This window comes from Dermabacter sp. HMSC06F07 (assembly GCF_001807345.1).
Lineage (GTDB): Bacteria > Actinomycetota > Actinomycetes > Actinomycetales > Dermabacteraceae > Dermabacter > Dermabacter hominis.
Genome location: NZ_KV788583.1, coordinates 130440 through 143392 on the forward strand (window position 1 = coordinate 130440; position 12953 = coordinate 143392).

Consider the following 12953-nt stretch of genomic DNA (forward strand, 5'->3'; position numbering starts at 1 on the left):
TATGGAGATGTCACAGTAAACCGACGCTCTTGTTGAGGACCTCGAGCATGTCGCTAACGTCGGTGGCGACGATCTCGGCTCCGCTATGAAGCGAGTGGGCCCCCTTGCCCGCCCCCTACTCAAGCTTGCCCTTCTCGATACGGTCACGACGGCGACCGCCGAGATCAGCGAGTCGCTCACGTTCGAGCGCGTGAGCGCGCGCCTCGCCCCCGAAGGCGTCAAATTTGATGTCACTCCAAAGCATCCTGACGCCACTCCCGCGCCTGAATCGGCCGCCGCGGCGGATCAGGGACTCGATGAAGGCGATATTTCGCGGGTATCTCTTCGCCTGCCCGAGGGGCTCAAGGCCCGCGCGGAGAAGCGTGCAGAAGCCTCGGGCCAGAGTCTCAATGCCTGGCTCGTCCAGGTGATCCGCGATGCCGTTGTCGAACCCCGCACTTCGCCATTCACGAAGCACTGGGGCTTCACCCCCGATAACCCGCCGAAAGGCACGAACCCCGTCAAGGGATGGATCTAAGGAAGGGTCCCGCCATGAGCACCACAACCTATCGTTACGACGCCACCGGCGATGTGCGTGCCGAGCTCAAGTTGAACTATGCCGACGTCGCGATCACGACAAACACCACGAACCAGATCACGATCGACCTCGAGGGCGAAGAGGCCGCGGGAACGAGCGTGAAGTATCGCTTCGGGCGCCTCGCAATCAAGAGCCCTGACCGGAAAGCGCTCGACATTCTTCACCGCAAGCGCCCGCGCCTCACGGTGAAGCTTTCACTTCCCACCACGACAGCCCTCGAATGCGAGAGCGTCGCGACCACGATCGAGCTTGAGGAGGTCCCACGCGAGGCACACTTCGATGCGGTCTCGAGCACCGTGAAGGCTTCCTCCGTGACCGCGCCTCTCTCGATCCAGGGGTTCAAGGTCAGGGCCGAGCTTGATGCTGTCTCCTCCCCGGTGGAGGTGAATGGTGCCGCGGCCAAGGTGAGCATCGGTGAGTTCTCAGGTGCGCTCGACGCGAAGGGCGCCTCAATCAATGTCGATATCGCCCGCGTCCACCGCGGTGATGTTCAGGTCGAGGGCCTCAAGGCCGCGTGCACCGTCGGGGTTTTGCCCGGCGTGCACGTCCACACCGATTTTGACGGCCTTGCCTCGTCGTTCAATTCGAGCCTTACTCCGCGCGGGGTTCCGCAGGAGGGAGCGCCCGTGTTCCGCGTCAAGGTGGGCGGAACGCGTACCTCGCTCGAACTCAACGAGGTCGCCTAACACGAGAGGGCCGGGGAGACGCTCAGCGTCTCCCCGGCCCTCACAGTTACCTCGGGTGAATGTTTACGGAGCGAGGCGGTCGACCTGCCAGCGGCCTTCTTCCGAATCCAAGGCCGTGAAGCGGATACGGTCGTGCAGGCGCGAAGCGCCACCCTGCCAGAACTCAATCACGTGCGGGGTGAGTGCCCAGCCGCCCCAGTGCGGCGGGCGGGGAACGTCTTTGCCTTCGAAGCGTTTTTCGGCGCGCTCGTTCGCGAGCTGGATGTCTTCGCGTGAGTCGATGACGTCCGACTGCGAGCTTGCCCAGGCGCCGATCTGCGAACCACGCGGGCGAACCGCGAAGTAGGCGTCGGATTCCTCGGGGCTGATGCGGCGCACCTTGCCCTGGATGCGCACCTGGCGTTGAAGCGGCAGCCACGTGAAGTTCAGGGCGGCCTTGCGGTTCACGTCAAGGTCGTGGCCTTTTTGGGACTCGTAGTTGCCGAAGAACACGAACTTCTTGTTCTTGTGCTCCTTGAGCAGCAGCACGCGCGAATCCGGCCAATCGGTCTCCGGGTTAATTGTGGACACCACCATGGCGTTGGGCTCGAGCACATCGCCCTCACGGTCGCGGCGCTCGATCGCGTCCCTCATCCATTCGTCAAACAGTGCGTGCGGGTCGTTGCCCGCGAGCGTTTTGGTGAGTTGGCCCTTCGTGTAATTCACGCGTTCCGCGCGAAGATCGGGCGCACTTGCCTTCTCGTTCATGACCTCTCCTCGAAACTTGGTGTGGGGTCGTCATCGATCCCGATCTACCACTCTAGCCCCGCCCTCTGGTCGCTTGCGGGGACTAAGGGAAGCATCAATGCTCGAGCGCCTCGAGCGTGCTGAGCGCGAGCGCCGCTGGCCACGAGAGGGGCGCGACGGCGGCGGGGCTACCGTCGGCAAGGACTTTCTCGCTGATCGCCCCGGCGCTCGTGCGGTGGGCGGCGAGCCATTCGAGGAGCTCGAGAGCGCGCTCGCGCTCGCCAAGACGGGCATAGGCCTGGGCGAACATCGCCGTTTGCGGGGTCCAACTGATGCCGTCGCGTTTCCAGCGCGCGCCCGGAGCGACACCGCCGGCGGGGCGCTGCATCGCCTCGAAAGCCTCGTCGATGTGGCCGGCAATCGTCGGGTTGCGCTCGGCAAACTCCTGCGTTTGGTATGGCGGCAGGAGCATGAGCAGCCCCGCGTCGAAGCCGCCGCCGCGCGCGTACCGCTGGAAGGCACCGGGGCCGAAAGTTTCCAGGAGGGCGCGTTCGGTTTCCCGGGCACGTCTCTCGAGTGTTTCCTTTCCGACGCCTGCCTCGCCCTCAAGTAACCCCAGCGCCGAAAGCTGCGCCGCGCTCCCGAGCGCGCTGAGTGTCATGGCTGCCGTTGCGAGGGTGAGGCGCCGCTCGGGTACCTCCCAATAGTCGGCGCTCGGCTTCGGAAGCCCGCTCTCGGTGGTCGTGGCGTCGAGGGCGGCGCGAGCCGCGCGGGTGAGCGCCGTTCTAAGAGTGGGGAGCGAGGTCGCGGGGGAGGCGTCGGAGGTCAAAACCCCAAGCCTGGCGAGCGTTGCCGCCGCCCAGAGGAACCAGCCGATTCCATCGAACTGCGGTGAGCGGGCATCGGGCGCGCTTGTAGTGCCGGGTCGGTAGCGAGCCTCGAACGTGCCGTCAGGGCGCTGGATGCGTGCGAGGTGCTCGAGGAGGCCCAGCGACCAGTCGTCGAAGCCGCGCTCGGCGAGGGCCACGATCACGTGGGCCGTATCGCGCGGCCACGTGTAACGCCAGTTGGGGCTGAGCGCCGCGATGGGGGAGGGAAGCGCCCACGTGAGGGTGAAAATATCGAGGAGCGCGGAGCGATCGAGATTAGTGAGCGCGGGAGTGGGCGCGGGTCGTGAAGCTTTCTCGAGGAACGCTCGCGTGATCGCCGTGAGGGTCTCGGCGCCGTGTGCAGTGCTCAGAGTGCGCGTGCCCGCAATGATCGGGGGTGAATCAGGCTGAACGAACGTGCGATCCACGCCCGGGATGCACCCGGCGTGCAGAACGGACGCTGGGCCGTGCGCCTGGACCTCACTCGCGAGTGAATCCGGCACGGATGAGAAGGCAACGCCGAGGGAAAAGAGGTCCACGTGCGCCTCGTGCGGAAAGAGGCCAGCGATGCTGTCGCGCTCCACATACAGGGCCGAGGCGCCGAGCGCGGCGAGAAGGCCGCCGCCAAGAAGAGCGCGACGCCGCATGGCTTTCCTCCTTCTTCCGCTGCGATGTGTGGCTCGAGCTTAACAAGCTGTTCGCGCAACGCGTGAGTGCGCTCGTGCGCGACCGTGAGGTCCGCTGCATCACTCGCGGGACCTTAGAGCGCTCCCTCTCTCGCCTGCCCGTGAAAACGAGTCGCATTGAGAAGTGCGGCGATATCAATGTTTTCGGCGTTCGGAATCGGCGCGGGCCCCCGATTTTGGTTATACCAGGAGGATTCAGTGAAATCCTCACTTATGCGAGTGACATTCTCACTTATATAAGTGACTGCTTCAGTGATGTGCAGTGAGGACATGACTGACAGTGACTGGCGTGAAGAAGTCGAACGAGCGCGACGCCTAGGAACCGACGATGCGCGCTCTATTCGTGAACTCGAAGACATGACAGGGCGACCAGCGGCCTCGCTCAGGCCGGCGCTACGAACGCTCGTTGACGAGGGTTTAGTTAAGGCGACTGCTCCGCCGCAAAGCAGAAACAGAAAGTATCTGCGCCTCAACGACTGACGGTCACGCTTGTGCGGTGAAGTGTTGCAAGAGTGTCACTGAAGTCATGAGTGATGTTGTGCGAGAGGGGTTGGAAGGCCGCGAGAGTTCCATAAACTTGACCGAGTGACAGACGATTCTCAGAGGAAAACCGACACCAGCGCACTCGAACTTGCGCGGCTTGCCGATGAACGCGCCGCCGAAAGTCTCGCGACCGAGGAACCGCGGCCGCTAACGGAAGAAATTCCGCAGGTCGCTTTCGCAAACCCCACCGACAACGTCTCGCACGTGACCGGCCCGATCGAGCAGGTCGAGGAAGTCGCGACCGAGACGGCCGCGCTCCGCCTCCACCTGGGGCGGAGTGAAAAGGTCACCTTCGGTTTCACGTTTGCGATGGCCATGCTCGCGATGCTCGGCCCGTTCTCGATCGACATGATCTTCCCGGGCTTCCCGGCGATGAGGGGCGACTTCCACACCGACGCGGCCGCGATGCAGCAGGTTACGAGCCTGTACCTCATCTCCTTCGCGTGCATGAGCATGTTCCACGGCCCGCTCTCCGATGCCGTCGGACGCAAGCGCGTCATGGGTATTTCGCTCATCGTGTTCTCGATCGGCTCGCTCGGTGCGGCTCTCGCCGTCAATCTCCCGATGCTGTTCGCCTTTCGCGTGCTCCAGGGGCTCAGTGCGGGCGGAGCGACGATCGTCTCTCGCGTCGTGATCCGCGACCTCTACGGAGGCGGCAAAGCACAAAAGCTCATGAGCCAGGTCATGATGATCTTCGCCCTCGCGCCCGCGGCGGCGCCGATCTTCGGCGGCTGGATCCTCCTGCTCGGGCCGTGGCGCTGGATTTTCGGGGCGATGCTCCTTTACGCGCTCGTCACGCTCGTGATCATGCTCATTGTCATCCCCGAGACGCTCCTTCCCGAGAAGCGCCAGCCGTTCAACGCGAAGGGGATCCTCACGTCGCTCGGGCGCGTGCTGCGCTCGCCGGTCATCTGGCGCCTTTCGCTCGCGCTTGGCCTCGCAAGCCAGGCCGACTTCATCTTCATTTCGGCGGCCCCGATCATCGTTCCCGACGTGATGCACCTTGGCGAACAGGACTACTGGGTGCTGTTTATCCCGATCATTGCGGGCATGATTCTCGGCAATTACCTCGTGGGGCGCCTCGCATTCGTCATGAGCCGTTCGCGCCTCATCACGATCGCGTTCATCACCGTGGTTCTCGGAGGGGTCCTCTCGGTCATCATTCCGATGCTCACCCCCGAACTCACCTCGCAGTTTGGTGTGTGGCACCTTCTGGTCATGATTGGCCCGGGCCTTCTCGGCATGGGTGCGGCGCTCATGATGGCGCCCGTGCAGCTCGAGGTTCTCGACATGTTCCCCGAGGAGCGCGGCGCCGCGACGAGCTTCGCGACGTTCGTGAACCTCATCGTCGCCGCGATCGCTTCCGGTGTCATGGTGCCGATGCTTGGCGCCGACCTGGTGAAGCTCGGTATCGGCGGGCTCGCTCTTTCGGCCGGCGGTGCCGTCTTCTGGTTCGCGCACGTGCTCATTGTCCGCCGCGCGCAGGCCTAGTCCACGAGTCTGGCGGCGTGCGCGCGCAGGAATGAAGACCTATGAGTTTTATGAATTGCTTTGAAATTTATGAAATTTATGAAAAGTAGGGCCGGTGTGACTGCCACAGAGCATCAGTAGGCGAAGCCCGCGAATGCGCCGCTGATCTCCTCGCGGCTCGCGCCGGAAGCGAGCAAAACCTGGAGCAGCAGGCGCGCCTTGTGCGCGCTCAACATGCCCGCCATGCACGCACCCGAATTGATGAGATCCACTTCCGCGCCCGGGTAAGAGTAGTGGTAGGTCGACGTGCCGCCCTCGGGGATCCGCGTCGCGACAACGATCTGGATGCCGCGCTCGCGGGCCTCACGCACGAGCGGCATAACAGCCTCGGGCACGTGCCCCATCCCCACACCGTTGATCACGATCCCCGCGGGCGGCTCAGACTGATGCACGAGCGCCCCGAGAGCCTCGCCGCGATCAAACAGCCCCGTTCCGATGAGAGGCACGGAAGGAAGCTCGGCGGGCACGGTGGGCATCACGCAGTCCGACGCCTCCAGCGCATACATCGCGCGAATCCCATCCTTGCTCACGAGCGCGAGGGGGCCCGAAGGCTCTGAATCGAACGCGTCGATGCTTCGAGAGCTGACCTTCGTCACGCGATCGGCGGCGTGCACGAGGGAATCGAAAACCGCGAGAACGCCGAGACCGCGCGCCTGGTCGCTTGCGGCGGTGACGATCGCGTCGTGAAGGTTCGCGGGTCCATCCGCGCCGGGCGCATTCGCGGGACGCATCGCGCCCGTGACAACAAGGGGCGTATCGAGGTTCCAATAGCGATTGAGCAAGAACGCCGTCTCTTCGAGAGTGTCGGTGCCGTGAGTGAGCACGATGCCGCGAAAGCCAGCGTCGGACCCCTCCCGCGCCACCCGCAGAACCTCCCGCACGTGCGCGAACGTGACCGAGGGCGAACCCACGTTCACGATTTCCCGAAACTCCAGCTCGATGCCGGGAATGGGGAACATGCTCGCGTCTGGCTGTGCAGCGGGTGAGGCGTGTCCACCCGGCTGGTTTTGGCTCATGGCGATCGTGCCGCCGAGGCCGAGAACGAGAATGCGAACTGTCGCGGTCATGGGTGCTCCTATGCGTACCGGTGCGCGTGCAACCAGTGTAGAGCCGGGCCAATCGGTCACTCACCGCCTTCAATGATGTAGCGGTGCTAGCCTCGCTGAGCTTGATAGACGTGGTTCAACGGCGAACCGAGCACACCTGACGAAGGAAGTTGTTATGTCCTCATCCGCCCGTTCCGCACTCAATCCCACCTCGCGTGCCGCGCACCTCGAGCAGCTGGCCGCGACGAGTCCCAGCAACCCCCTCGACATTCTCATCGTCGGCGGCGGTGTCAACGGCGCGGGAGCAGCGTTCGATGCCGCGACGCGCGGCCTCAGCGTCGGGATCGTTGAGATGAACGACTGGGCAAGCGGCACGAGCTCGCGCTCGTCCAAGCTCATGCACGGCGGCCTCCGCTACCTGCAGATGCTCGACTTCGCGCTCGTCGCCGAAGCCCTTCGCGAGCGCGACCTGCTCATCTCAAAGACCGCGCCGCACCTCGTGAAGCCCATCAGCTTCATGTTCCCCATGAAGAACGTTTTCGAGCGCGGGTTCATTGGCTCGGGCATCGCCCTCTACGACGCGATGCAGATCGGCCACCGCGAGGTCCCGATCCACAAGCACGTCTTTTCCAAGGGCCTCGCGAAGGATTTCGCGGGACTCGACCCCGAAAAGAACTCCGGCGCGATCGAGTTCTACGATTCCCGCATGGATGACGCGCGCTTCGTGGCGATGCTCGTGCGCTCCGCCGTGAACCTCGGCGCCGCCGCCGCGAACTACACGAAGGTCACGCGCTACCTCAAGGACGGTGGCCGCGTCGTGGGCGCTGCCATCACGGACCTCGAGACCGGCAACGAATACGAGGTGTACGCGCGCGAGGTCATTCTTGCCGGTGGCGTGTGGACCGGTGAAGAACAGGATCGCGCCGGTGCCGATTCAGGCCTTCAGGTGCTGGCCTCGAAAGGCATCCACATCACGGTGCCGCGCGAGGCGATTGAGGCGAAAGACAATACGGGCATCATCACGCAAACCGAGAAATCGGTGCTGTTCATCATCCCGTGGGACGAATACTGGCTGATCGGCACGACCGACACCCCTTGGAAAGAAGACGTCTCGGTGCCCACTGCGACGAACAGCGACATCGACTACGTACTCGAAAAGGCCAACGATGTGCTTCGCCGCCCGCTCACGCGCGAGGACGTCATCGGCGTCTATGCCGGCCTGCGGCCCCTTCTTCAGCCCGTGAAAAAGTCCGACGGCGCCTCGACGAAGGTGTCGCGCGAACACACGGTGATGGAGGTCGAACCGGGCCTGAGCGCGATCGCCGGCGGTAAGTACACGACCTACCGCGTCATGGCCGAGGACGTCGTCGACTTCGCCCTACGCCGCACTCCCGAGGCGCCCAAAACGAAGACCCGCGATATCCCCGTCATCGGCGGTGCCGGCTACGAGGAGATGCGGGTGCGTGCAACCGCTCTCGCGGGGAAGTACGGAATCGACGAGGTGCGCCTCGAACGCTTGCTCTTCCGCTATGGCTCGTTGCTCGAGGACATTTTCGCCCTCATGGACGAGAACCCCGAGCTCGCGGAACCGCTCACGGACGCCCCTCGCTACCTTCGCGCCGAAATCGTCTACGCCGCGCGCAGCGAGGGCGTGCTTCACCTCGCCGATGCCCTCATGCGCCGCACGCGCCTCGACTACGAGACGCGCGATCGTGGCGTGAGCGCTGCTCGCGAGGTCGCGGGGATCCTCGCGGAAGAACTCGGTTGGGACGAGGCGCGGCGCGAGGCCGAGATCGAGGCCTACTCGACGTTCATTGCCGCGCGCCTTGAGGCGGAGCACACGACGAGCGACGCCGATGCCGCCGCACTCCTCGAGAACGTGCGCGAAATTCCCGCACGCTAACCAACGCGCGCGAAAGCGCACCCACGATTACGCGCGGGCAGCGATGCCCGCGGCCCGAAAGGACTTCTCATGCCAGATACGACAGATCAGAAGTACATCCTCGCGATCGATCAGGGGACGACAAGTTCACGCGCGATGGTGTTCGACCATGAAGGCCACGCGGTGTCGCAGGCCCAGCTCGAGCACAAGCAAATCTTCCCTCGATCAGGGTGGGTCGAGCATGATCCGATGGAAATCTGGAGCAACACCCGTGAGGTCATCGCGCTCGCACTGAACAGGGCTGAAGTGAACCGGGATGACCTGGCAGCCGTCGGCATCACGAACCAGCGCGAGACCGCTGTCGTGTGGGATAAAAACACCGGCAAGCCCGTGTATAACGCGATCGTGTGGCAAGACACGCGCACGGCGCGAATCGTGCACGAGCTCGCGGGCGAGGAGGGCGTGAACCGGTTCAAAGAGGTCACCGGCCTGCCGCTCACGACGTATTTCGCGGGCCCGAAGGTCACGTGGATTCTCGACCACGTCGAGGGCGCGGGCGAGAAGGCCGAGGCGGGCGATCTGCTCTTCGGCACGATCGACACGTGGCTTTTGTGGCACATGACGGGCGGAACGAAGGGTGGCGTGCACGTCACCGACGTCACGAATGCCTCGCGAACCCTCCTCATGAACGTGCACACGCTCGACTGGGACGAAGACATTGCGCGCGAGATGGGAATCCCCATGTCGATGCTCCCCGAGATCCGCTCGTCGTCCGAGGTATACGGGAAGGGCCGCAAGCGCGGCCTGCTCACGAACGTGCCGATCGCGGGCATCCTCGGCGACCAGCAGGCGGCCACGTTCGGCCAGGCATGCTTTGAGAAGGGCACCGCGAAGAATACGTACGGCACGGGTAACTTCCTCCTCGTGAACACCGGGAACGAGGCGCTTTCCTCGGATAACGGCCTGCTCACGACCGTGCTCTACAAGCTCGGCGATGCCGATCCCGTCTATGCACTCGAAGGCTCGGTTGCCGTTACGGGCTCGCTCGTGCAGTGGATCCGCGACAGCATCGGCCTGATCTCGAGCGCGAAAGAGGTCGAAGAACTCGCGACAAAGGTCGACGATTCGGGCGGCTGCTTCATCGTGCCCGCCTTTTCGGGTCTGTTCGCCCCTTACTGGAAGGACGATGCTCGCGGCGCGATCGTGGGCCTCACCCGCTACGTCAACAAGCATCACATCGCGCGTGCCGTTCTCGAGGCCACGGCCTACCAGAGCGCCGAGCTGATCGACGCGATGAATGAGGATGCCAAGGTGCCGCTCAAGGAGCTGCGCGTTGACGGCGGCATGACCGTGAATGAGACCCTCATGCAGTTCCAGGCCGACATCCTCGGTGTGGACGTGATTCGCCCGAAGATCATCGAGACAACGGCGCTCGGCGCCGCGTATGCGGCGGGCCTTGCCGTGGGCTTCTGGGATTCGACCGACGACCTCGAGAAATACTGGGAAGAGGACGTCCGCTGGACCCCGTCGATGGACGACAAGACGCGCGAGCGCAGCATGCGCCTGTGGCGCAAGGCAGTCGAGCGCACCTTCGACTGGGTCGATGAGGACGTCGAGGAAGCCTTCGATAACGAGGGCTAACTCTCCCCCGCAGTGACGCGTGTCAGCAGTACGAGGGCCTCGTTGTGCGCGCTGTGCGGAAACATGTCTATGAGCCGTACGCGTGCGATGCGGTAGTTCGGCATGCGCGCGAGGTCCGCGGCGAGCGTTTCCGGGTTGCAGCTCGAATACGCGATTGTACGAACCCCCGAGTCGTTGAGGACGGTGGCGAGTGCATCGCCGATGCCGCGCCTCGGTGGGTTGACGACGACCGCTTCGGGCAGGTTTGGCTGGTGCCTCGCCCACTCGGTTGCGTCAGCGGTGTCGAAGTGCGCGCGAACGCTTGGTTCGGGTGTGGTGAGGGGTCCGACGGCGCCCGCGAAACCGTGCCGCTTCGCCGAGCCACGTGCGCTTTCGATCGCCTCATTCGTGATTTCGATTCCCGTGACGTCCATGTGCGCGCCGCGGGCGCGGGCCTCGTGGGCGATGCTGAGGGCGAAGCCACCCACGCCGCAGTAGAGGTCCCACGCCGTGTGAGCGCCCGCGTCAAGAATCCACCGCGCGACCTGGGCGTAGAGTTCACTCGCGACGGCGGTGTTGGTTTGCGTGAACGAACGGGGGAGCACGTCGACGTCGATCCCGCCGATGGGCAGTCGTAGACGGTCAACCCCTGCGAGGTGGATCTCTTCGGCGCCTTCGATCAGAGCCTCGTGCTCGGGGTGGATGTTAGCACTCACGACGCTCACGCGAGGGTCAAGGAGCGCGAGGTGTTCGCGGATCCTCTCGAGCGCCGAGGTGCTGCGCAGGACGAGGCGCACCATGGCTTCGGTCTGGGTGGCGGTGACGAGCACGTACTTGATCTCGCCGCGGCGTTTGTCGAGGTTGTAGGGCGGGACCTGGGCGCGGCGAATGAGCGCGCGGGCGCTTTCAAGCACGTCGGTGACGAGCGCGGGGTAGAGGGGACAGTCGGCGAGATCGACGCCCTCATGCGTGCCCGGGAACGAGAAAACCGGAGCGTTAGCCGCGCCACGCACCATCATCTTCGCCTTCGTGCGAAACCCCCACGGTGCGCTCACGAGCGGCTCTTCCCACACGGTGGCGGGGGTCATCGCGTGGGCGAGAAGAGAGTGAAGACGGTCCCGTGCCTCACGTACCTGGGCATCGTGCGGGGTGCGCATGAGGCTGCACGATTCGCATTGCCCGGCAGAAAAGTACTCGCAGATCCCGCTTTCGGGGTCGATTCGCGGGTGCGCGAAAGCGGACATCGGTTAGCCGATGACGTCGAGCTGGGCGTTATCTTTGCAAATGCTCGTGACGGAGTAGAGCGCGCCACCGAGTTCGAACTGGTCCCCGACCTGGAGGGGGCCGAACTGCTGCTTGCCGCCACCCTGGTTGACCGTGAACGTCGCTTCCGAGGAGCCGCCGTTTTCCTTCCAGCCGTTGTACGTGAACGAGCCGTTGAAGCCTTCGAGCGCCGGATCGGGGGCGCCGTGCAGCGGGATCTTCACCATGCCCTCGTCGCTGCAGGAATCGCCGAGTTCCGAATGATCGAGGCCTCCGGCGGTGATCTCGGGTACGGGTGGCGCATCCCCGTCGCCCTCGGACTCATTGATCACGACGCTCGGGCCGCCACCGTCGCTCGCTGCCGCTACGCGCGTCGCAGACGGGGAGGATTGCGGCTCATTGGGGGAGCCGCAGCCAGCAAGAGCGAGGGTGAGGCAGCCGCATGCTGCCAGTGCCCGCAGCGAGGTGGAAACACGCACGAATGTCCTCCTAGGGTGAAATGAGACGACCACCAGATTAACCGCATCGGCTCCGTGCGAGGTGGGCGTCTCACCGCGGTACGGTGGGGGACATGGCAGATTCACCGCGAGAAACTCCCCGCCTAGGTGCACCGAGCCCCGCGGCCCTCGCGGGGCGTACGCGCGTCAAACGCGAGGTGCGCCAGGTCGACTACGGCGCTCTCCCCGAGCTCGCGCGGCGCAGGGCGGCGGGCGAGGACCTCGCGGATCTCCTCGCTGAAGCCGAAAAACGGCGCGAAGAACAGCGCGAGGACCAGCGCGAGGCTAAGGCTGCCGCGAAGGCCGCGCGTGAAAAGGCGAATGAAGCGGAGAGTCTCGACATCGATCGAGGCTTCGGTGCGCCTCCCGCAGGTACCGTCGTCACGCTCAATCCCACCGACCCGCGCCCCTTCACCCGCCCGCTGACCGTTCGCGAGGAGGAAGTGCGCACGGTTTCGGGGGCGAGTTTCGCGCGCATCACTCACGACATCATCGTGCTCACCGTCGCTGACCCCGAGGACGCGTGGACGAGCGACAACGGCGCGAGCGATCACTTCCAGCGCGGGGCCTGGACCGTGCAGGTCAGGCGCGCCGACAACCACGTGATTGGCGCGTTTCCCACGGCCTATGCCCTCTCGGTTCGACCCGAGGAGGTGGACTCGTTCGACCCCGCGGATTTTGCAGGCCCGAGTAACCGCAAAAAGAAGGGCACGCGCCATCCTGGCGATCGCGCCGCGCTCAAACGCCGGCTCGAGGAGCACGGTTTCGTGGTCACCACTTCGGGAGCGACCCACGGCAAAATCACCCACCCCGATCTCCCGGGATTGTTCGCCCCGTGGGCCTCGACCCCGAGCGACCGACGCCACCCGCAACTCGTGACGGCCCAGGTCAAACGGGTCTTTGGGATCGATATTCGCGAGGCTCCATCGGAACTCTGACCTCGGCTTGGGCGGGTCCTTGACCTCAGACCCAGCCCTCTCGTTCGCGGCCTAGAAAACTAACCCCAACGTTTGCGGCGGTATTCGAGC

General features: G+C 64.6%; 11 protein-coding genes. 6 read left to right on the forward strand and 5 right to left on the reverse strand.

The genetic code is table 11. The annotated features are described in order from the left end of the window. Positions 1–85: 85 nt before the first annotated feature. Together HMPREF3157_RS05065 and HMPREF3157_RS05070 are read left to right on the forward strand one after the other, a co-directional pair. Positions 86–517, forward strand: a complete 432-nt coding sequence (locus HMPREF3157_RS05065; protein WP_070435714.1) for an Arc family DNA-binding protein — start codon at positions 86–88, stop codon at positions 515–517. A gap of 14 nt (positions 518–531) precedes the next feature. Continuing rightward, on the forward strand, positions 532–1263 hold the full coding sequence (locus HMPREF3157_RS05070; RefSeq protein ID WP_070435715.1) for a hypothetical protein: 732 nt from the start codon (positions 532–534) through the stop codon (positions 1261–1263). A gap of 63 nt (positions 1264–1326) precedes the next feature. Here HMPREF3157_RS05070 and pdxH read toward each other — a convergent pair whose 3' ends face one another. Then, the gene (gene pdxH, locus HMPREF3157_RS05075; RefSeq protein WP_016663441.1) at positions 1327–2010 is read right to left on the reverse strand and encodes a pyridoxamine 5'-phosphate oxidase; all 684 of its coding nucleotides are present in this window, start codon (positions 2008–2010) and stop codon (positions 1327–1329) included. A gap of 94 nt (positions 2011–2104) precedes the next feature. Beyond that, entirely contained in the window at positions 2105–3505 is a 1401-nt protein-coding gene (locus HMPREF3157_RS05080; RefSeq protein ID WP_070435716.1) for a glycoside hydrolase family 15 protein, read from the reverse strand. Between the two features lie 624 nt (positions 3506–4129). Between HMPREF3157_RS05080 and HMPREF3157_RS05085 the strand changes: the two genes are divergently transcribed. Next, entirely contained in the window at positions 4130–5578 is a 1449-nt protein-coding gene (locus tag HMPREF3157_RS05085) for a multidrug effflux MFS transporter (RefSeq protein ID WP_083288066.1), read from the forward strand. Positions 5579–5691: 113 nt separating this feature from the next. Here HMPREF3157_RS05085 and HMPREF3157_RS05090 read toward each other — a convergent pair whose 3' ends face one another. Then, positions 5692–6684: an asparaginase gene (locus tag HMPREF3157_RS05090; protein ID WP_070435717.1), complete on the reverse strand. Its 993-nt coding sequence runs from the start codon at positions 6682–6684 to the stop codon at positions 5692–5694. 154 nt (positions 6685–6838) lie between these two features. Between HMPREF3157_RS05090 and HMPREF3157_RS05095 the strand changes: the two genes are divergently transcribed. Together HMPREF3157_RS05095 and glpK are read left to right on the forward strand one after the other, a co-directional pair. Next, positions 6839–8566, forward strand: coding sequence for a glycerol-3-phosphate dehydrogenase/oxidase (locus HMPREF3157_RS05095; RefSeq protein ID WP_070435718.1), 1728 nt, complete (start codon positions 6839–6841; stop codon positions 8564–8566). A gap of 69 nt (positions 8567–8635) precedes the next feature. Next, positions 8636–10186 (forward strand): glycerol kinase GlpK, encoded by a 1551-nt coding sequence (gene glpK, locus HMPREF3157_RS05100; RefSeq protein ID WP_070435719.1) that lies wholly within the window; start codon positions 8636–8638, stop codon positions 10184–10186. On the opposite strand, the gene HMPREF3157_RS05105 is transcribed toward glpK, so the two are convergent. Both HMPREF3157_RS05105 and HMPREF3157_RS05110 read right to left on the reverse strand, forming a co-directional pair. Further along, on the reverse strand, positions 10183–11322 hold the full coding sequence (locus HMPREF3157_RS05105; protein WP_246816524.1) for a methyltransferase domain-containing protein: 1140 nt from the start codon (positions 11320–11322) through the stop codon (positions 10183–10185). The genes glpK and HMPREF3157_RS05105 overlap by 4 nt on opposite strands. 90 nt (positions 11323–11412) lie before the next feature. Next, a complete protein-coding gene (locus HMPREF3157_RS05110; RefSeq protein ID WP_070435721.1) occupies positions 11413–11907 on the reverse strand; it encodes a hypothetical protein in 495 nt (164 codons plus the stop codon). A 92-nt stretch (positions 11908–11999) separates the two neighbouring features. Here HMPREF3157_RS05110 and HMPREF3157_RS05115 point away from each other — a divergent pair, with 92 nt between their 5' ends. Further along, a complete protein-coding gene (locus tag HMPREF3157_RS05115) occupies positions 12000–12863 on the forward strand; it encodes a hypothetical protein (protein WP_070435722.1) in 864 nt (287 codons plus the stop codon). Positions 12864–12953 lie beyond the last annotated feature (90 nt).